Origin of the sequence: Photorhabdus noenieputensis (assembly GCF_018448935.1) — a bacterium.
GTDB lineage: Bacteria > Pseudomonadota > Gammaproteobacteria > Enterobacterales > Enterobacteriaceae > Photorhabdus > Photorhabdus noenieputensis.
The window spans coordinates 57,896-79,193 of the sequence record NZ_RCWC01000001.1 but is presented as its reverse complement, the minus strand read 5'-3'; the positions used below and the strand labels follow the sequence as shown (position 1 = coordinate 79,193).

At 43.1% G+C, this 21,298-nt stretch carries 15 protein-coding genes, 3 tRNA genes and 1 pseudogene; 4 read left to right on the top strand and 15 right to left on the bottom strand.

All coding sequences use genetic code 11. The annotated features are described in order from the left end of the window. Nucleotides 1-44: 44 nt before the first annotated feature. From EAE91_RS00395 to gpt, 14 genes and pseudogenes are all read right to left on the bottom strand, one after another. Nucleotides 45-121 (bottom strand) — tRNA-Arg (locus EAE91_RS00395). A gap of 88 nt (nt 122-209) precedes the next feature. Continuing rightward, nucleotides 210-286: transfer RNA gene (locus tag EAE91_RS00390), tRNA-Arg, on the bottom strand. 10 nt (nt 287-296) lie between these two features. Further along, nucleotides 297-389: transfer RNA gene (locus tag EAE91_RS00385), tRNA-Ser, on the bottom strand. A 387-nt stretch (nt 390-776) separates the two neighbouring features. Then, nucleotides 777-962: a carbon storage regulator CsrA gene (gene csrA / locus EAE91_RS00380; RefSeq protein WP_002209449.1), complete on the bottom strand. Its 186-nt coding sequence runs from the start codon at nt 960-962 to the stop codon at nt 777-779. Nucleotides 963-1,207: 245 nt separating this feature from the next. Then, complete coding sequence (gene alaS / locus EAE91_RS00375) at nt 1,208-3,838, bottom strand: alanine--tRNA ligase (protein WP_214086780.1); 2,631 nt, start codon at nt 3,836-3,838, stop codon at nt 1,208-1,210. Nucleotides 3,839-4,407: 569 nt separating this feature from the next. Further along, nucleotides 4,408-5,475 carry a recombinase RecA gene (gene recA / locus EAE91_RS00370; protein WP_214086779.1) on the bottom strand — a complete coding sequence of 356 codons (1,068 nt, stop codon included), beginning with the start codon at nt 5,473-5,475 and terminating at the stop codon, nt 4,408-4,410. A gap of 176 nt (nt 5,476-5,651) precedes the next feature. Further along, on the bottom strand, nt 5,652-6,209 hold the full coding sequence (gene pncC / locus EAE91_RS00365; protein ID WP_214086778.1) for a nicotinamide-nucleotide amidase: 558 nt from the start codon (nt 6,207-6,209) through the stop codon (nt 5,652-5,654). A 25-nt stretch (nt 6,210-6,234) separates the two neighbouring features. Next, nucleotides 6,235-7,389 (bottom strand): lysophospholipid transporter LplT, encoded by a 1,155-nt coding sequence (lplT, locus tag EAE91_RS00360; protein ID WP_244868607.1) that lies wholly within the window; start codon nt 7,387-7,389, stop codon nt 6,235-6,237. 68 nt (nt 7,390-7,457) lie between these two features. After that, nucleotides 7,458-9,335: pseudogene (gene aas, locus EAE91_RS00355) on the bottom strand (bifunctional acyl-ACP--phospholipid O-acyltransferase/long-chain-fatty-acid--ACP ligase); the annotation flags it as partial. Nucleotides 9,336-9,435: 100 nt separating this feature from the next. Further along, complete coding sequence (aroL, locus tag EAE91_RS00350; protein ID WP_214086775.1) at nt 9,436-9,960, bottom strand: shikimate kinase AroL; 525 nt, start codon at nt 9,958-9,960, stop codon at nt 9,436-9,438. Between the two features lie 176 nt (nt 9,961-10,136). After that, nucleotides 10,137-11,390 (bottom strand): glutamate-5-semialdehyde dehydrogenase, encoded by a 1,254-nt coding sequence (gene proA / locus EAE91_RS00345; RefSeq protein ID WP_214086774.1) that lies wholly within the window; start codon nt 11,388-11,390, stop codon nt 10,137-10,139. 9 nt (nt 11,391-11,399) lie between these two features. Beyond that, the gene (gene proB, locus EAE91_RS00340; RefSeq protein WP_214087032.1) at nt 11,400-12,503 is read right to left on the bottom strand and encodes a glutamate 5-kinase; all 1,104 of its coding nucleotides are present in this window, start codon (nt 12,501-12,503) and stop codon (nt 11,400-11,402) included. A gap of 195 nt (nt 12,504-12,698) precedes the next feature. After that, entirely contained in the window at nt 12,699-13,946 is a 1,248-nt protein-coding gene (gene frsA / locus EAE91_RS00335; RefSeq protein WP_214086773.1) for an esterase FrsA, read from the bottom strand. Between the two features lie 14 nt (nt 13,947-13,960). After that, nucleotides 13,961-14,422 carry a xanthine phosphoribosyltransferase gene (gpt, locus tag EAE91_RS00330; protein WP_214086772.1) on the bottom strand — a complete coding sequence of 154 codons (462 nt, stop codon included), beginning with the start codon at nt 14,420-14,422 and terminating at the stop codon, nt 13,961-13,963. 245 nt (nt 14,423-14,667) lie between these two features. On the opposite strand from gpt, the gene pepD reads away from it, so the two are divergent. Further along, nucleotides 14,668-16,146: a beta-Ala-His dipeptidase gene (gene pepD / locus EAE91_RS00325; protein WP_214086771.1), complete on the top strand. Its 1,479-nt coding sequence runs from the start codon at nt 14,668-14,670 to the stop codon at nt 16,144-16,146. Between the two features lie 35 nt (nt 16,147-16,181). Here the strand turns inward: pepD and dinB are convergent, their stop codons facing one another. Then, nucleotides 16,182-17,237 (bottom strand): DNA polymerase IV, encoded by a 1,056-nt coding sequence (gene dinB / locus EAE91_RS00320; RefSeq protein WP_214086770.1) that lies wholly within the window; start codon nt 17,235-17,237, stop codon nt 16,182-16,184. A gap of 244 nt (nt 17,238-17,481) precedes the next feature. Here dinB and EAE91_RS00315 point away from each other — a divergent pair, with 244 nt between their 5' ends. The 3 genes from EAE91_RS00315 (at nt 17,482) to EAE91_RS00310 (ending at nt 20,992) form a co-directional block, all read left to right on the top strand. Further along, complete coding sequence (locus EAE91_RS00315) at nt 17,482-19,782, top strand: TonB-dependent hemoglobin/transferrin/lactoferrin family receptor (RefSeq protein WP_244868579.1); 2,301 nt, start codon at nt 17,482-17,484, stop codon at nt 19,780-19,782. 447 nt (nt 19,783-20,229) lie between these two features. After that, on the top strand, nt 20,230-20,352 hold the full coding sequence (locus EAE91_RS24525; protein ID WP_280520258.1) for a hypothetical protein: 123 nt from the start codon (nt 20,230-20,232) through the stop codon (nt 20,350-20,352). Nucleotide 20,353: 1 nt separating this feature from the next. After that, nucleotides 20,354-20,992 carry a LysE family translocator gene (locus EAE91_RS00310; protein ID WP_214086768.1) on the top strand — a complete coding sequence of 213 codons (639 nt, stop codon included), beginning with the start codon at nt 20,354-20,356 and terminating at the stop codon, nt 20,990-20,992. Nucleotides 20,993-21,298: the final 306 nt, after the last annotated feature.

The following is a 21,298-nucleotide window of genomic DNA, read 5'->3' as shown; positions in this document are numbered from 1 at the left end:
CTACCTGAATGATACCTCAGATGATTTCATCCCAAGGTTAAATATGGCGCATCCAGAAGGATTCGAACCTCCGACCGCTCGGTTCGTAGCCGAGTACTCTATCCAGCTGAGCTATGGATGCGTGTTCAGTTTTTCACTCTTGGTAAAAGGCAGTGGTTGCTTCGATTACCCGAATGGTACCTCGGATGATTTCATCTCAAGGCTTAATATGGCGCATCCAGAAGGATTCGAACCTCCGACCGCTCGGTTCGTAGCCGAGTACTCTATCCAGCTGAGCTATGGATGCGTGGTTTAAATGGCGGTGAGAGAGGGATTCGAACCCTCGATGCAGCTTTTAACCGCATACTCCCTTAGCAGGGGAGCGCCTTCAGCCTCTCGGCCATCTCACCGTACGCTTTCTTTCGAATCGCGACTCAGAACTTTTGTTTAAGCTCCTCGTCACTGCGTGGCGCACATATTACTTTCCCAGACTTATAAGTCAAACAATTTTTCTAAACCTGTGTTTGTTTGAACACTTCACACCCAAGATGTTTAGTTTGACGTCAGAAAGCACACTTTATCAGCAGTAAATTATTACAACCTCAATTGAAGTGCATACAAATCATTATTCGCCACAATAGCATGTTAGGAACTCTCTGTTCTTTCGATAGAAAAACAAAAAAGATGGGAAAATAGACAAGAGGTTAAAAAATTAGTAAGACCAAAAAATACCAACAGAGGTGAGATCCCTCAAAAATGGCGCCCGGTTCTGACAAAGATAGGACGCCAACTTAGAGTCAGTAAGTTGTTGGCTGAGACTTTTCGGCCTGAATCCGCTGATAAATTTCTTCACGGTGAACAGAAACTTCTTTAGGGGCATTTACACCAATACGAACTTGGTTACCTTTAACCCCCAGTACAGTAACTGTTACCTCATCGCCTATCATGAGCGTTTCACCAACTCGACGAGTCAGAATAAGCATTCTTTGCTCCTTGAAAATTTAAAAGAGTCGGGTCTTTCGGTTTCCCCGCTATTATCCATCAAACACCGTGAAAACGTAAAACAATGGTATATGCTTAAAGTATAAGCAATTTTAAGCGCATTTCCTACCTATATAGTTTAGCCAAAATAAATAAATATGCGCTTAACCTTTTAACAATTTCACAACAAGATTTCAAGGCACCATAAAAACAACTCATGATGCCCCGTAAACTCAGGTAATACCGCTTACAGCCGCGATGCTACCCACTCTTCCACGCTATCCAAAGCAGAAGGCAACGCTTCAACATCAGAACCACCTGCCTGGGCCATATCAGGACGACCACCGCCTTTACCACCGATCTGCTGAGCTACAGAAGAAATTAACTCACCTGCTCTTATTTTAGCAGTCAGATCCTTTGTGACACCAACAATTAAGCTGACTTTATCATCACTTACAGTGGAAAGCACAATAATCGCTGAACCTAGTTGATTTTTCAGATCATCAACCATCGTTCTCAACATCTTAGGTTCTGTATTGCTTAACTGACTGACCAACAACTTCACACCCTTCACTTCTTTCGCTTTACTTGCTAAAGAAGAGCTCTCTTGTGCAGCCTGTTGATCTTTAAGCTGTTGAAGCTCTTTTTCCAACGCTTTGGTTCTATCCAGCATCATCCGTACTTTTTCACTCAGGCTATGGATATCACTTTTCACTAATTGAGCAATATCTTGAAGTAAATCAACCTGTTGATGTACAGATTCCACCGCTTTTTTACCTGTAATCGCTTCGATCCTACGGATACCCGCAGCCGTTCCAGATTCAGCAATAATACGGAACAAGCCAATATCACCGGTACGATTTGCATGAGTCCCTCCACATAATTCAGTGGAAAAATCCCCCATTGATAGTACACGGACTTGTTCTTCGTATTTTTCACCAAACAGTGCCATCGCACCTTTGGCTTTTGCTGTTTCCAGATCCATCAATTCAGTAACAACAGGTGAATTTTGACGAACTTTGGCATTAACCAAATCCTCAACCTGACGGATCTGTTCTGGTTTCATCGCTTCAAAGTGAGAAAAATCAAAGCGAAGGTATTTATCGTTAACCAGAGAGCCTTTCTGTGATACGTGCTCACCCAAAATTTGACGTAACGCAGCATGTAACAGATGGGTTGCTGAGTGATTCAAACGAATTGCATCACGACGTTCAATATCAATAACCGCATTGATGTTACGGTTTACACTTAAGGTACCTTTCTCAAGCTTACCAATATGACCAATAGCCTGACCATATTTTTGTGTATCAATAACACAAAAAGCACAATCGGTATTACTCAGAATACCTGAATCACCAATCTGTCCACCGGACTCAGCATAAAAAGCGGTCTTATCCAGTATAACAATCGCTTCTTCACCCGCTTGAATTTGATTGACTGATTCACCATTACGGAAGATAGCCGTTACTGTCGCCTGCTGTTCGTTATGATCGTAGCCAGAGAAATCACTACGTTCATCAACTTTGATCAATTCATTATAATCGGCACCGAAACCACTTGATTCACGAGCACGACGACGCTGATTTTCCATTGCTACTGCAAATCCCGCTTCATCAACGCTAATATTACGCTCACGGCAAACATCAGCGGTCAAATCTACAGGGAAACCATAGGTATCATACAGACGGAAAGCCGTTTCACCATCCAGAATATCACCGGACAGTGTTGCCAGTTCATCGTCTAGCAATTGAAGGCCACGTTCCAGAGTACGAGCAAACTGCTCTTCTTCTGTTTTCAAGATCTGCTCAACAAGTGCTTGCTGACGTTTAAGCTCTTCTCCCGCAGCGCCCATCACTTCTATCAATGGCGCAACCAGTTTGTAGAAGAAGGTATCTTTAGCCCCTAACATGTTACCGTGACGGATAGCTCGGCGGATAATACGACGCAGAACATAACCACGGTTTTCATTAGAAGGGACAACACCATCACAAATCAAAAATGCACATGAACGAATGTGATCAGCAATAACCCGCAGAGATTTATTACTCAGATCATCTGTAGCACCAGTGATATTAGCAACAACTGTAATCAAATCACGGAACAGATCGATCTCATAGTTAGCATTGACGTGCTGCAATACAGCGGTGATACGCTCCAGCCCCATTCCTGTATCTACGGATGGTTTTGGCAACGGCTCCATCGTGCCATCAGCATGACGGTTGAACTGCATAAAGACGATATTCCAGATTTCAATATATCTGTCACCATCTTCCTCTGGGCTTCCTGGCGGTCCACCCCAGATATGTTCGCCATGATCATAAAAAATTTCAGTGCAAGGACCGCAAGGACCGGTATCACCCATTTGCCAGAAGTTATCCGATGCATAAGGCGCACCTTTGTTATCACCAATGCGGATAATTCTTTCTGCTGGTATTCCGACTTCGTTCTTCCAAATATCATAGGCTTCATCATCTGTCTGGTAGACAGTCACCCATAATTTTTCTTTAGGCAAATTGAACCAATCTTCGCCAGTCAGAAGTTCCCAAGCATAGCTAATAGCATCATGTTTGAAGTAGTCGCCAAAGCTGAAATTACCGAGCATCTCAAAGAAGGTATGATGGCGTGCGGTGTAACCTACATTTTCTAAATCGTTATGTTTACCACCGGCACGAACACAACGCTGAGCAGTTGTTGCTCGGGAATAAGATCTTTTATCCTGTCCAAGAAATACATCCTTAAACTGGTTCATCCCTGCGTTGGTAAACAGCAGTGTTGGGTCATTATTTGGCACCAAAGAACTACTTGGTACGATTTGATGCCCTTTAGTATGAAAAAAGTCGAGAAACGCTTGACGGATCTCAGCGGTGCTTTTGCTCATAATTGTCCCGAAATCAAGCTGGAAAAACAGATTTATGAATTGGTTAGGTGGGATATTCCATCACCTATTTTCAACTCACGAATAAACAAAGTGGGGATAAGATAAAAGTTCTTCTATTAGAAGTATACCCGTCATCTTTCAAGTTGCCTCTTTGTTGGCTGCACTCGCTCACCCCGGTCACATAGTTATCTATGCTCCCGGAGATTCACTCCCTTGCCGTCGCGACGCATCTTGAAATCCATAGGGTATATACCCGTCATCTTTCAAGTTGCCTCTTTGTTGGCTGCACTCACTCACCCCGGTCACATAGTTATCTATGCTCCAGGGGATTCGCTCCCTTGCCGTCGCGATGCATCTTGAAATCCATAGGGTATAAAATCCCAGATATATCCATTCGCTGGCAGCATTGTAAATCGTCTGGGTATTTTCTGAAAGCATGATCGTATAATATGGATAATACTCGCTTTCTGAGAGAAAAAACCGCGTCATTATTAACGCGGTATAAGTTTGATGACAAAACTTTTACAGCTTTAATACGAGAATACAGACTACCGATATAATTAGTCAGATTAGAATTCTTCGTTATTCATCTCTTCGTTTTCATCGCCTTCGTAATCAGAAGCAGCGCTACTGAATTCTCCGGCATTATGCAACAGCATCTCACGTAATTTTTTATCCAATTCAGCAGAAATTTCAGGATGCTCTTTCAGGTAGATGGTAGCATTCGCTTTGCCTTGACCAATTTTATCGCCATTATAGCTGTACCATGCGCCCGCTTTTTCCACCAATTTATGCTTCACGCCTAAATCGACTAATTCACCATAAGTGTTAATGCCTTCGCCATACATAATCTGGAATTCTGCTTGCTTAAATGGCGCGGCCACTTTGTTTTTTACCACCTTAACACGGGTCTCGCTACCAACGACCTCTTCGCCATTTTTCACAGAACCAATGCGGCGAATATCCAGACGAACAGAAGCATAGAATTTCAGCGCGTTACCACCGGTTGTTGTTTCAGGATTACCGAACATGACACCAATTTTCATACGAATCTGGTTGATGAAGATCAACAACGTATTGGAGCTTTTCAAGTTACCGGCCAGTTTACGCATTGCCTGACTCATCATTCGAGCTGCAAGCCCCATATGAGAATCGCCAATTTCCCCTTCTATTTCGGCTTTTGGCGTTAAGGCAGCAACGGAGTCTACGATAATGACATCAACAGCGCCGGAACGTGTTAACGCATCACAGATCTCAAGAGCCTGCTCTCCCGTATCGGGTTGAGAACACAACAAGTTATCAATATCAACACCCAACTTCTTAGCATAGATAGGATCAAGGGCATGTTCAGCATCAATAAACGCACAGGTTTTACCTTCACGTTGTGCTGCGGCAATAACCTGTAATGTCAGCGTTGTCTTACCAGAAGATTCCGGACCATAAATTTCAACAATACGCCCCATCGGCAGGCCACCAGCACCTAATGCAATATCCAGTGACAATGAACCCGTGGAGATAGTTTCAACGTCCATTGAACGGTCTTCGCCCAAACGCATGATGGAACCTTTGCCAAACTGTTTTTCAATTTGGCCGAGTGCCGCTGCTAGTGCTTTTTGTTTATTTTCATCAATAGCCATTTTTACTCCCTCGTAAGCAATGAAAGGGCTCTCTCACTGCCGATGAATAATTTCTGATACTAAAACGTTGTTTGCAATTATACTGTATAATCATACAGCATCAAGTTAATTTTTTATACCCGTTATCTTTCAAGTTGCCTCTTTGTTGGCTGCACTCGTTCACCCCAGTCACATAGTCAGCTATGCTCCCGGGGATTCTCTCCCTTGCCGTCGCGATCCATCTTGAAATCCATAGGGTATATAATCTCTGATAACAGTGTCTTCAGAGAATAAATGACAGCTTGCAGGCGTACTTCATTTCGATCGCCGTCAAAACAACAACGGCGGGAAACAACTTCTACCCCATTTACCGTTAGATAGGCAAATCCAAACCACACGGTACCAACCGGTTTTTCTTCGCTGCCACCATCTGGCCCGGCAATGCCACTGACCGAAACCGCCAGATCTGCCTGCGCGGCTTTCAGTGCTCCTGCGGCCATTTCTCTCACAACCTGTTCACTAACAGCCCCATATTGCTGTAAAACAGCTTCTGATACGCCAAGCATCTGATGCTTAGCTTTATTACTGTATGTCACAAAGCTTCGGTCAAAATAAGCAGAGCTACCGGCAATATCTGAAATTGTTTTCGCCAACCAGCCACCGGTGCAAGATTCAGCACAGGTCACCCACAGTTTTTGCTGTTTCAGCTTCTCTCCCAGTTCAATACTAAGCTGAGTCAGAATTTTTTCACTCATAACACACTCTTTATCCGGTAAAAGATCAATTTCTTTGAAACCGGTTCCAAATCCACAAGCTCGTGATTGTCAACGCCAACAGAGTACCAAAGCCTACCCCTGTTGTAACAACCGGGACGCCTATTTTAATAGCCAATGAGTACAGGCCAAGCATCAATAACATGGCGATATTTTCACCCAAATTCTGTACTGCGATTGCATAACCGGCCCCAGTCGTTTGTCTACCGCTTTCCTGCAATAATGCATTCAGTGGAACAATAAACAAACCGCCAAAAATACCGAGAATGATTAATAAGACGTAGGAAGCCCAAATACTTTGCTGAACAGCAAAAATGACCACCATCACGCCGATTAAAACACCCGCAGGCATACAACGGTGGACCGTTTTAAGGGTGATGAAACGGGCAGCAACACCTGCACCAATAATAATGCCGACAGCAACCATCACATTAAGTATTGTCGGCGTGCTATTGTCAGAAATTCCCAGAACAACAGGTACCCATAAGACCAATAGGAATCTCAGGGTTATACCCGCTCCCCAGAACAAACTGGTGCCAATTAAAGAAAATCGAGCGCCTTTGTTATGCCAAAGAATACAACAAGATGAAGTAAAGTCTGTCAGAATCTTTTTCAGGTTCCAGCCTTTATCCTGACGCACCGCCGATAATCGGGGGATAAAGAAATTAGCGACAACAGCGATACCATACATCAGCGCACAAACAAGCAGTGCGACAGCCAAATTCCAATCAGACAAAAAACCGCCAGCAACAGAGCCCGTAAGAATGGCAATTATCGTTGAAGCCTCCATCAAACCATTAGCCTTGACTAAACGATCACCATCGGTCAGTTCAACTAAGATGCCATATTTAGCCGGTGAATATGATGCAGCCCCCGCGCCCACCAAGGCATAACCCAAAAATGGATCATAGCCCAGGCAAATAGTAAACGCGCCCAACAACTTTAGGCTATTAGCAAACAACATCACCCGATTTTTCGGGAAACGATCGGCAATTTGCCCCACAAAAGGTGCCAATAGGATATACGCCAAGACAAACACTATCTGTAATATCGGCTGACTCCAGTCAGGATAAAACTGGGCTTTCAACTGCGCCAGGATCGCAAACAACAGCGCATTATCGGCAAAAGCCGAAAAAAATTGTGACACCAATACAGCTTTCATACCGCGAGTTAATAGCGGTTGAACAACGGAGGATTCATTCACGATGATTATTCCTGTTCAGCTTCACTTTCCAATAACACGATTTCTTCCTGTTTAGCAAAACGTTTCCCCCGACCGAGAATAGTACAGAATCCCTGTTCATCAATTGAAACAATGTCTCCAGTATCGAACCAACCAGATTGAATATTCCCATGCTCATCTTTTGCCGCCGGTGGTTCTACATAATTTGGATCTTCAACTCTCAGATACCCTTTCATCATATTCGGGCCACGTAGTTGCAAACGTCCCCCCACCTTAACTCCTGCTACCGGAATCAAACGGGATTCCATTGCCGGTAAAATCCGCCCAACAGTACCAACCTTAGCCATTATCGGCACATTCAGTGCAATGACAGACGCACATTCTGTCATGCCATATCCTTCTAAAATACGAATACCGAATTTGTCTTGCCAAATCTGTTTAGTATTTTCAGTGAGCTTTTCAACACCGGCTATAACACAACGAAGACGCGCAAAATCATACGGATGAGCAGAATAGGCATAATTCTCCAAGAAAGTGGATGTACCCAATAATACGGTACAGTTACGTTCATATACCAGTTCTGGCACTACCCGATAATGCAATGGGTTTGGGTAGAGGAATATCCGGCTACCAGACAACAGCGGAGTGAATAAACCAACCGTCAACCCAAATGCATGAAATAGCGGTAGAGAAGACATAAAACGGTCAAGTGGATTGAAATCAGTAATGGTTTTTATCTGTTCCACATTGGCTAACAAACTAGCGTGACTGTGAACGACACCTTTTGATACCGCTTCTGAACCGGACGTAAATAGCACCAAAGCATCATCATCAGGTTTTTGTGCCACCATCGCTTGCTTCGGAAAAAAGAGGTGCCACAAGATCCATAATTTATCCTGCAAAGTCACTGTACCTGCCAAATCCTCAAGATAAACCCAGTTAACCTCCGTAACCTGCTCGGATAAATGTGTTAATCGCTCCTTTTTCAAAAACTGCCGGGAAGTCACAATAGTTTTAATACTGGCAACCGCTACCGCACTCTTCAATCCATGACTATCGGTTGTATAGTTTAGTAAAGCCGGTATTCTTCCTCTCAAAGATGCCCCGAATATCGCAGCTACCATAATAGTGGCATTAGGTAAAAGAAAACCAACCCGTTCCCCCTGGCAGGTAAAACGCTGCAAAATACGGCTGGTACCCAGTACTTTTTTAAGCAATCCGTTATAACTATCTTCTTTAAAAGAAGCATCTTCAATACAGGGCTTAAAACGACCAAATTGTTTTCGTGCAACCAGTAAAGATTCAAATATTGTTTCTTGTGGTCGGGTCGCCATTCGTGCATTCATCATTATTTCATGCAAACGCTCACCAGCTAAACGACGTCGTTGCTCCGAACTAGGCGCATTCGGCATCAGCAATTGTGTCGCAGGCAGGATTTTCATTGTCACCTTCGGAAAAAGGTGAAGTTTGAAAATACCTTTTAATCGGCTAAATAGGGTTCTTTCTAACCCTTCAAAACGAACAGGAACCACAGCGGCTTCAGATATCGCCGCAATAAAAGCTGCCCCATCATAGATTTTCATCAAAGAACCGGTAACAGTAATTCTCCCCTCTGGAAAAACAACTATTGGCCGCCCTTTTTCTATTTCCTTAACCAACACCCTGACAGCCATTGGATTTATTGGGTCCAAAGGGACTATTTCAACATAGCGACTTACCAGTTTCATAAAACCACGATTTGCAATATTGGAATAGACAGCAAATACTGGCTTAACTGGCAAGAAAAGTGTCAGCAAAACACCATCAAGAAAAGAGACATGATTAGGCGTGATAAGGCATTTTGGGTGGTTAAATTGTTTAATATCTCCTTCTACTGTTAAACGAAACATTAAACGAAAAACAAGCCTTAGAAATTTAAACAACATATTCGTATCTCAACCCATTTGAAAAAATAAATAGAAGATACTATTTATTATTCGACACCGTAATATTCTTATTTCTCTATAAAAAAATACTAAAATAATGTCAGGAAACTATTCCAGAGAGCATAATTTCTTTCACATAAGTTGCAATTTCTTCCGGTGAAAGTTGTGCATTAATAATATGGTTCGCACATTCACAGTAGAGATTTTCTCTGGCGGCAAGCACTTCTTCCATTTCTTCAACAATAGATTTTCCCGTCAAACTAGGGCGTTGGGTAGTTTCTGGTTGCTGCATTAATCGCTCAGCCAGAATGCTCGCTGAGGCTTGAAGATAAATCACCGTGCCATTTTGTCGCATATATTGGCGATTTTCAGCGGAAAGAATGATCCCTCCACCGGTAGAAATAACGCGATTACTTTGACTAACTTGTTGTAAAGCTTGACTTTCTAATTGCCGAAATTGTTGCCATCCTTGCTGGTTAACAATATCCGCAATGGTCATGTTACTGGTTTGTTGGATATGGTGATCAGTGTCAATAAATGTATACGATAATTCATTGGCTAATAATTTTCCAACCGTCGTTTTTCCTGCCCCACGTGCACCTACAATAAACAATATTTGGTTCACTGCCTGATATCCTTGATAAATTTCATCGTTAAAAATATATTAACGCCTATAGTAACCAGAACTTTACATCAACGTAAAATTAAAAGTTAATATATCCGGTAAAAGCCACCCCAAAAGCATGATCTTATCGAAACTTCAATATAATCAGACACACTTCTGGGGTAACAATAAGCACATTACTTACGGATTAAATCATCCCCATAACCAATCCATTTATACGTAGTTAGCGCATCTAATCCCATTGGACCACGGGAATGCAGTTTTTGCGTGCTAACGGCAACTTCCGCACCCAAGCCAAACTGGCCACCATCAGTAAAGCGAGTGCTAGCATTCACATAAACCGCGGCAGAATCAACCTGACGAACAAACTGGTCAGCATTGTATAAAGATTGAGTCAAAATAGCATCAGAATGGGATGTACCATAGGTACGAATATGCTCAATTGCCTGCTCCATATCAGTGACAATTTCCACATTCATATCCAGAGATAACCACTCATCACGGTAATCTGCTTCTGTAACATCCACGACCTTAGCCGGCCCATCTTGCAAAAACGCCATTGCTGATTTACTCGCATGCAGAATAACGCCCTGCTCTTCCATGTGCTTGCTCAATGCAGGCAGAAAATCAGCCGCAATCTTCTGATGTACCAGCAATGTTTCCAAAGCATTACAGGCACTCGGACGTTGCACTTTAGCGTTAGTGATTACAGTTAATGCCTTATCGAAATCAGCACTTTCATCGACAAAAGTATGACAAACGCCAATTCCACCGGTAATAACTGGAATGGTCGATTGCTCACGGCACAGCTTATGCAACCCTGCACCTCCACGTGGAATCAACATATCCACATAGCGATCCAGTTTCAGTAACTGAATAACTAACTCACGGTCCGGTTTATCTATCGCCTGCACGGCTGCGGCAGGTAATCCACTCTGTTCAAGTGCCTGCTGAATGACTTTCACTGTCGCTTGATTGGTGTTGTGAGTCTCTTTACCACCACGCAAAATAACCGCATTACTGGTTTTCAAACACAGAGATGCAACATCGATGGTGACATTAGGGCGTGCTTCATAAATCACCCCGACCACACCTAGCGGTACACGGCGACGCTCCAACCTCAAACCACTATCAAGCAAACCGCCATCAATGACTTCCCCTACCGGGTCAGATAAACCGCATACCTGACGAACATCGTGAGCTATCGCTGTCAAACGTTCCGGCGTCAATAATAGACGATCCAACAATGCTTCACTCATGCCCTGTTCACGGGCCTGGATCATATCAAGCTGATTAGCTTCAAGAATAATTGTACTTTCCTGCTCCAGTAAATCTGCAATGCGGACTAATGCCTGATTTTTCTGTTTTGTACTTAGCTGTGCCAGTTGCCATGCAGCTTCCCTGGCAGCCTTTCCCATTTGTTCTAACATTATAAATCCTTAACTCACGATCATATCATCACGATGAACCGCAACAGCACCATATTCATAACCGAGGATTTGGCTTATCTGTTGTGAATGGTGGCCTGCAATTAAACGTAGAGCATCACTGTTATAACGGCAAACACCATGCGCCAAATCTTTACCAGACAGACTACGAATGCAGATAACTTCTCCACGAGAGAAATCACCTTTAATATTTTTAATCCCTTTCGGTAATAAAGAGCTGCCTTTTTCGCAGATTGCTGTCTCAGCGCCATGATCTACAATAATTTCACCCGCCGGAGGGGCACCAAAAATCCAACGCTTGCGATTTTCCAGCGGGCTTTCTAACCCATGAAAGCGAGTACCTACCGGATTACCTTCAATGACATCAGAGATGACATCAGGTTTATTACCCGCGGCAATAATGACATCAATACCAGCGCGACCGGCAATCCCCGCCGCCTGGAGTTTAGTTGCCATTCCTCCCGTCCCTAAACCCGAAATGCTATCACCGGCAACCAGACGTAATTCATCGCTGATGTCATAAACTTCCGGGATAAGTTTTGCGTCTGGATTGCTACGCGGATCAGCGGTATATAGCCCTTCAATATCCGTCAGTAATAGCAACTTATCTGCTCCCCCCAGAATTGCCGCTAACGCAGATAAATTATCATTATCACCCACTTTAATTTCCGCTGTCGCAACTGCATCATTCTCATTAATTACAGGCACAATGCGATTGTCGAGCAAAGCCTGTAAGGTATCTCTGGCATTTAAAAAACGTTCGCGATCTTCTAAATCCGCCCGGGTCAATAACATTTGCCCAACATGGATACCATAAATAGAAAAGAACTGCTCCCATAACTGAATCAACCGGCTTTGACCGACCGCCGCCAGCAATTGCTTAGATGCAATCGTTGCCGGTAGATCCGGATAGCCCAAATGCTCCCTCCCTGCCGCAATAGCACCGGAAGTTACAATAATAATGCGATGACCTTTTTCATGTTGCTGAGCACATTGCCTTACCAGTTCTACAATATGAGCTCGATTCAGGCGACGAGAGCCGCCTGTCAGTACACTTGTCCCCAGTTTCACAACCAATGTTTGGCTGCTATTCATCATATTTTTGCCATTAGATTTAAATTAAAAAACAGTGCTCAGTTTTAACAGGAGAGAAGCGTTATGCCAACAGGCATAATGCTAAATTGAAAAAATAGGAGTTTAGAACAAATTTATACTGTTCACTTCGCCCGAAAGCGCGTGAAATCTTTATAAAATAAAGCAGTTAACAATCAACAAGTAACGAAAATTTCATTAACAGACTTTATTTTTCAACCATTGACTAATCTCCCGTAACGCCTTATTAAAACTGTGATAAACAGGCTTTGTCGGAATAGCCAGTAATTTACCGTCCATTGATGACATTGCTATCAGCTTAGACTCTTCTTTCGAGCTGAAAATATCATTCTGCCAGTAACCCGCTAGCATAGGAACGGAACAACGCCGACCTAACAAACCTTGTTTTTTAAGAGAGTAACAACCGAGTTCGAGGCGAAATGCATTTTCATCCACATTATAAATACCCAATCTGCTAGCAAACATATCAAGGTACATCGAAGGTGAATTTTGTTGACGTTCAACGCTGTTGAGCCACTCATGAACGATAGCGCCAAGAGTTGCAACGCCTTTGATACGTTTAGATTCCAAATAGGCCAACCGGACAGCAATATTAGCGCCAAAACGAAAACCAAATAGGCCAATCCTAGTGTGGTCAATCCAGGGAATTTGATCCAGTTGATGAATTATTTGTTGATGGAGAATACAGGTATCCTGTGTCAGCCTCAAACGTGAAGAGTAACCAATCGAGGGCAGATCCACAGTTAACATCGCAAATCCAAGCGGTGCCAGATAATCACGGAATAGCCGATAATAATCGCTTTGCAAATTATCCAAACTGCCACAAACCAAAATAGTTGGCGAGGGCCTTTGCAGTTGCTGAGGCAGATGAAGGAAACCGGTTACACAACCACCTTCCTTGAGTTTGAACTCTATTTTCCTCAACTGATAGCCAGAACAACGAGCCGCATTTTCATAAGCTTTATTTGCTAAAATAACGGCCTGCTGGGACAACTCATCCCCCTTAAGATGGGGATAACCGGCGATGCTATACAAATTAGCCGCTTTCAACCAGAAATTGTCTGCTTCTGGGATCTGCTCTGCCTGCAACGCTTTCTGTTGCCACAACATCGCCTGATGTGACCATTCAAAAACCCAGTTACCTTTACGATACCCAATCACAGTATCCAGTAAATTATCATCACTGCGCTGCGCGTTTGTCATGGCAATCCGGCACAACACTTCTTCTATTTCAAGCGGATCAATTTCTCGCCAAATCCACATCAGCCGGTTAATCATACGATACCAACTACCATGACTATTACCATCCAACGTACTGTAATTACCCGCAATTAACCGAGGATGGCGGTGCTTTACCAGCGTGGAAGTTTCCTGATGTTTTTGCCTTGGCTTAAAAAGTGATTCTGAAAGGTTCTGGTTTGCCATAACAAATGCTGATGTTATTTACCTTCACAAATTGGCGGAACGAATACTACTCCCATATCCCAAGGTTGTTCGATCCAAGTATCTTGAGGAATATCAACAATATAATTATCAACCAGAGGGCGGCCTGCCGGTTTTGCAAAGATAGTCACAAAATAGGCTTTTGGATACATGTCACGGATGGCTTGAGCGGTTCCGCCAGTATCAACCAGATCATCCACAATGATGAAGCCTTCACCATCACCTTCTGCTTTTTTCAGAATTTGTAGTTCACGTTGATTATTATGGTCATAGCTGGAAATACAGACTGTATCTACATGACGAATACCCAATTCACGCGCTAAAAGCGCGCCAGGTACAAGACCACCGCGACTCACGGCAATGATGCCTTTCCACTGCTCAACAGGGAGTAAACGTTGCGCCAATTTACGGGCATGTATTTGCAACATATCCCAAGTTACGACATATTTTTCGCTCATAAAAATTGATCCCAAAACTTAAAAATACTTTAGAAAAGCATCTCGCAGAAAAAGTTGCGCGAATTATAGTGACTTAGGTCTGTAAAAACTAGCGGAAACAGGGAATCGATGAATCGTATTATTCTTAACAAAAGTAAAGTGGTATTCTGAGTCCAATAACATCATGGCGTTAAGCGCTCATCATATAGAAACTATTTCTCATGTAGATCCCATCTTAATTGAGATGCAGTCATAGGAGATTCGTCGTGTCAGAACTATCACCACAATCAGGACTATCACAATTATCCCCTCAACCTCTATGGGACATCTTTGCCAAAATCTGCTCTATTCCTCACCCTTCTTACCATGAAGAAGCCCTGGCAACCCATATTGTTCAATGGGCGCAAGAAAAAGAGTTGCACGTTGAACGTGATCAAGTCGGCAATATTCTGATCAGAAAGCCCACCAGTAAAGGATTGGAAAATCGTAAAGCGGTTGTTCTGCAAGCACATCTTGATATGGTGCCGCAGAAAAACAACGATACAGTGCACGATTTCACTAAAGATCCTATCCGCCCTTATGTTGATGGCGAATGGGTTACTGCCCAAGGTACAACATTGGGGGCTGATAATGGTATTGGCCTGGCATCCGCATTGGCTGTACTGGCTGATGACAATGTAAAGCATGGCCCGCTAGAAGTTTTATTGACCATGACGGAAGAAGCCGGAATGGATGGCGCTTTTGGCTTGCAACCGGGCTGGCTCCACGCTGATATCTTAATCAATACCGATTCAGAAGAAGAAGGGGAAATCTACATGGGTTGCGCTGGAGGTATCGATTTTACCACCACTTTAGCATTGACTCGTGAAGCTGTTCCGGCTAACTACAAGGCGTTAAAACTGATAATTAAAGGTCTAAAAGGCGGGCATTCCGGTTGTGATATTCATTTAGGACTGGCTAATGCCAACAAACTACTGGCACGCTTCCTTGCCGCCCATACTGAGGAATTGGGGCTAAAACTGCTCGACTTCCAAGGCGGTACGCTACGTAATGCCATTCCACGCGAAGGCCATGTTATTGTCGCTATCCCTGCCGATAAAGCAGAACAGCTTACCCAACTGAAAGACAAGTACTTAGATATACTGAAAAATGAGTATGCCATCGTTGAGAAAAACCTGACTGTATTACTGGAAGAGATCGAAACCGATATTCAGGCATTAACTGATGATTGCCAAAACCGTTTTATCTCATTGCTAAACAGCACCCCCAATGGTGTTATCCGTATGAGCGATGTCATCAAAGGTGTAGTAGAAACTTCGCTAAACGTGGGCGTTGTTGCAATGGAACAAGATAAGGTAAACATCATTTGCTTAATCCGTTCGCTCATCGACAGCGGCAAGTCCTATGTCATCGGTATGCTCTCTTCGCTAGCTAAACTGTCAAATGCCGAGATTACCGCTAAAGGTGATTATCCCGGCTGGCAGCCAGATGCAAGTTCTCCGGTCATGCACTTAGTACGTGAAACTTATCAACAGTTATTCGATAAGATACCGAATATTATGGTGATCCACGCCGGGCTGGAATGTGGACTCTTCAAGAAACCTTATCCTGATATGGATATGGTATCTATCGGGCCAACCATTACGGGCGCTCACTCTCCTGACGAACAAGTGCACATCAAGAGTGTCGGGCAATATTGGCAACTGCTGACTGCAATTCTGAAAGCCATTCCTGAAAAGGCTTAATCAGTTCTCCCCTGCCCTATGTGATGGCAGGGGAATTACCATTCAAGCAAGAGTTGCCGCTCAATTTCTGGGTCCTGCAACGTCACGTGCAAGCCAACTAAACGAACACCACGTCCTTCCCGGCGAGATGTCCATGTTTTCTGGGCCAATTGTAGTAAATCCTGCTTATCCAATAGTGGATGGACATGCTCCTGAGTGGTTAGTTGAAAATCATCAAATTTCAGTTTAATCCCCTGACGGGCAATCCGCAGATCAGGTTTAACGTTACTCAACCGTTTTTCTAATTCCAGATATAAACTTTCTATCAGTTCAGTGCACTGTTCCCATTGATAAATATCTCTCGCAAGTGTCTGCTCCACGCCAATTGATTTTCGCAAACGATCTGGATTCACCAACCGTTCATCAATACCGTGACAACGATCCCAAAGTACCTGACCAAATTTCCCCAATTGTTTCACCAAAACAATAACGTCATATTTTTGTACATCAGAACAGGTTTCCAGCCCCATATTAGCCAGCCGTTGCACCATGACTTTGCCAACCCCCGGAATTTTTCGCAAAGGTAAAACCTTAACAAAATCAGCCACTCGATCCGGAGGGATTACATACTGCCCATTCGGTTTATTAATATCAGAAGCGATTTTTGCCAAAAATTTCACCGGAGCAATACCGGCTGATGCCGTCAATTGTAATTCATCAAAAATGGATTGACGGATCTCCTGTGCGATAAGCGTGGCAGATCCATAACAATGATGGCTATCAGTGACATCCAGATAAGCTTCATCCAATGACAGAGGTTCTATCCACTCAGTATAACGAGACAATATCTGATGGATATGCCGGGAAACCTCCCTATACAGCGCCATACGCCCCGGAAGAACCTTAAGTTGAGGGCAGAGTTTCAGCGCCATTGCAGTAGACATTGCACTACGTACCCCAAAACGACGGGCAGGATAATTAGCTGTACTAATAACACCCCGCTTGTCTGCACTGCCGCCCACAGCAATGGGAATATGACGAAGTGACGGATCATCACGCATTTCAATCGCTGCGTAGAAACAATCCATATCAACATGAATAATCTTTCGCATTCTGCTTTAGCCTATCAACAATAACTGTATAAACATACATAAAAATAGACTCAAGAGCAATCCAGTGACAACATCAGAGCGACGGTTAAAAGACACTTTTAGCTCAGATTTGAAAATATCTTGACCAATAAAATAATTAATTAATACCGTTATTAACTTTTCCCTGCCCGATTCCTTGCATTAAGTGACCTATCCTGTAAGTGCAACTTTTCTACTTAACGACATTCCAAGGATGCTTATAACAATGAAAAATAGCGGGAAACCACAAAAAAGCTCAGCTATAGCGACTACCCAGCCAATTAACCGCACTCTTCATTATGCTTTATCGAGCATAATTATGCTGAGTACTGGCCTGCCAAGTTATCTGGCGGCGCAGGAAAATGAAGAGCAAAAATTTAAAGAAAAACCGGAAAAATCAGAGAAAATCATTACACTTTCTACACTTTCTGTTATTGGCGGGTTGAATAACAGCGTCAGTGCTGGAAGCTCAGTACTGAAAAAAGAGGATATTGAACGTACCCAGGCAGATAATATTGCTGAGCTGCTCGATCAACTTCCCGGCGTTTCCATGTCAGGATCGCCTCGTCCGGGCGGCCAAACTCTGAATATCTGGGGAATGGGTGATACCGAAGACGTTAAAGTCACCTTAGATGACGCACCAAAAGGCTTCGAGAAATATCTCCAAGGCTCTATCTTTATTGAACCCGAATTAATCAAGCGAGTCGATGTCGATAAAGGCCCACATAATCTACTTGATGGTAATGGCGGATTTGGCGGAACAGTTAAAGTTGTCACCAAAGATGCCAATGATTTGTTACGGCCGGGAGAAGATTTTGGCGGATTGCTGAAATACAGTTATCACACCAATGATCGCCAAAATATTTATAGCAGCGCAGTCTATGGCCGAACAATAGAGGGCTTTGCTGACGGTCTGCTATATATGAGCAAACGAGATGGCGGCAATATTAAACGACCGGATGGTACCCGTTTTGCGTTCTCTAAAAGTGATCAGGCATCCTATTTACTGAAAACTAACTTTTACCTGAACGATGCCAATACATTGACACTTTCTGCGATGCGTTCTGATTCTGATGGCTGGCAGCCGTGGGCAGCAAAACGTGATGAGATAGCCGTTCCGTCAGAAGCCGACGTTGAAAAATATGGTTGGAATGAAGCCTGGCGTCGGAAGTTGGTTTATCGTGATCAAACAGACCAAAATTACACAGCTAAATGGAACATTGCACCAGAAGACAATCCGTTACTTAACCTGACAGCAACCTATGCCTATTCGAAAACAGAACAGCATGATAAACGCTCTGAAAAGGCCCACAGCGGTTTTCTTGGTTCATTGGGAAATGAAAGCTGGATCGACTATGTGGATAACTTAGCAGATATAAATAACAAAAGTGCTTTTATAACCGGGCCGATAGAACACACATTATTAGTTGGAGTTCGTTGGCATAAAAATCAACGTAACACCCTTATCCATGATAAAAGCAAAGACAAAAAACCTGAATATAATCATGGCTATTTTCAGCCAACCTATATGCCCTCAGGCGAGCAAAAAACGAATAGTTTCTATTTACAGGATGCAATGGTTATCGGCAGTGTTACTGTGACACCCGGTGTTCGCTATGACCATATCACCAATATTGGCAAACCCAATATCGCGGCAATCTACAATGATAACTCACCAAATGTAGGCCATGATTACCGCAATGTCACCTATACCGGCTGGTCTCCTCATTTTGGTATCATGTGGAAAGCAACACAAAACCTGTCACTATTTTCAGATATCAGCCGAACATGGCGCGCTCCGTTAGTGGATGAACAGTATGAAATGCAATATGCCAAGGCAAGTGTCACTGCCACCAGCCGTAACTTGGATGTAGAAAGAATAACTGGTTTACGCTTCGGTGCGATTCTGAATTTCAATAACCTGCTGGCGGACCAAGATAATTTACAAATCCGTACGACTTTATTCCGTAATAGAGGCAAGGATGAAATATTTACCCGTCGCGGAATAGTGTGTAAATCACCAGATTGCGGAAAACCTTTATCCAACTACCGTAATTTACCGGGATACACCATTCAAGGGCTGGAAATCGAGACTTTCTACGACAGCAATTACCTGTTCGGAAAACTTTCTTATTCAACGATCCGTGGTCAGAGAGATGCTTCACCTCGCGATCCTTGGGGTAATAAAACCTGGATTGCGGAAATTCCCCCCACTTCTGCCCGCGCCATGTTAGGGGTAAAAATCCCTCAATGGCAAATGGCAATAGGCTGGACAGGAGATTTTGTCCGCAAACAAGACAGATCGCCTAAAGATGGAGATCCAATGGCAACACTTTGGTCAATACCCAAAAGCAAAGGTTATGCACTGCATGGCTTATTTGCCAGTTGGCAACCCAATTTCTGGCAAGGTCTCGAAGCGCGTGTAACAGTAAATAACCTGTTTAATCGTGATTACCATCCATACCTCGGTGAATCGGTTTCCGGGATTGGACGTAACATTAAATTCAGCGTCTCGCAGAAGTTCTGATTTCTTACCTGATAGTTCCCTCTATTTGAGGGAACTCAGACTGCTGACCATTCAGCTCTCCAAGTTTCTTTCTCACTCTGACACTGAAATATCACAATTGACTGTTCTTCTGAAAAATCACACTTATTTAGTTGAATTAATTATTAACTTTATTTAATAATCATAATTACCTTGATTAATAAAATAGTCATTTCTTTATTGAAGAAGGTATATTGTCGTCAGAATGGATACCTGTTAAATTAAGACGCTTGTTATTTTATCGTATGGTTCATCTTATTTAGTTTTTTTTTGCGGCACATGATTTAACTATCCTTTTAACACACTTATTTATTTTGGCCATTCGAGTAAAGCAATTTGTTCCTAGTATTTTAGCGATGTAACTGGGTAAAAATACTGGGACATGGATTTGATAAATATTTGAATGCACCGAGCATAGGACGGATTGGAATGGCATTTTATGAGGCAGAAAATAAACCACCTCGTGTAGCCGATTATTTTGAAAGTGTATTTAAAAACATCAATGATTTGCAGCAACGCTGTTCACCTTGTCCGCTGTCATTCTGGAGTTAATATGTTGCATAACTATTGGGGGGAATTTCTAGGACTGGCGGTGATTCATTTTCTGGCAGTGGTAGCTCCGGGGCCAGATTTCGCGGTTACCATACGACAAAGTGTGAGGTTTGGTCGCTGGGCTGGGATGTGTACGGCAGTGGGTATCGGAGCGGGAATATCAGTACACGTCATCTATACACTAGTGGGGGTTAGTGCATTGCTGCATACCACTCCGTGGTTAATGGAATTAGCAAAACTTGTTGGCGGAACTTACATCATATGGCTCGGTATCAAATTTATCAGGAGTAAGCCTACCGATTTGGCTGTCTTAGAGAGTGAAGGAATTGTTCAAGCTTCACAGAGTAGATGGAAAGCATTTCTGATGGGGTTTATGACAAACGCCCTTAATCCTAAGGCGACGTTGTTCTTTTTGGCAATTTTCACGACTGTGGTGAGTAGCAATACACCTATCCTGATACAAATGTTTTATGGAGTGTGGATGTGTGTGGTCAATGCGGTATGGTTTGTATTGGTCAGTGTGATTTTTTCTAATATATTGATTCGTAATAAATTTATACAGAAAGGGTATTGGTTCGAGCGGGTGATGGGACTGGTGCTGATCGGATTTGCTGTTCGGTTATTATTTATGTCTGTTTGAATTTCTCCAAAATAGGAATTGGCAACGAACGTTTCAATACTGATATATACCCTATGGATTTCAAGATGCATCGCGACGGCAAAGGAGCGAATTCCCGGGAACATAGCGAACTATGTGACCGGGGGTGAGTGAGCGCAGCCAACAAAGAGGTAACTTGAAAGATAATGGGTATATTCCTGTTATTTAGTTAGCCCAGTCATTTTGTCACCTTATTAAGCAATTTAAAGCCCATCTTTCCTCATGTTTTCTCGCTCAATGTCAGTATAATATCGAATTTTCTACCCGCTTTGAAAAAACCTAATCACA